General features: G+C 67.1%; 1 protein-coding gene. It reads right to left on the bottom strand.

From position 1 onward, the window contains the following. A partial coding sequence (locus tag AC1DEK_RS30165) for an NAD(P)(+) transhydrogenase (Re/Si-specific) subunit beta (RefSeq protein WP_478128995.1) occupies window positions 1-425 on the bottom strand: 425 nt, incomplete at both ends.

Raw genomic sequence — 425 nt, forward strand, 5'->3', positions numbered from 1 at the left:
ATGTCCGCCCCGCCGATCGGGATGATGATGAGCACGCCCATCACGAAGGCGAGGATCAGCATCGCCAGGAAGGCCGCCCAGCTCTCGGTGGCCATGTAGACCAGGCCCAGGGCGATGGTCAGCAGCCCCAGCACCAGGTTGAGCATGTGCTGGCCCTTGAACTGCACCGGAGCACCCTGGAACAGGCGGAACTTGTACTTGCCCGAGAGCTTGCCGAAGGCGATGACCGAGCCGCTGAAGGTGATCGCGCCGATGGCCGCCCCCAGGAACAGCTCCAGCCGGTTGCCCGCGGGGATTGCATAGCGCAGGAAGCCGTCCACGACCATCGCGCCTTCGGGCGTGTTGACGGTGCCCGAGGCCGCAACCGGCAGCGGCGTGATGCCGAAGGCCCAGGGCTCGACCACTGCCGCCACGGCGATGAAGAC

The sequence above is a fragment of the Variovorax sp. 10N420 genome (assembly GCF_056394705.1).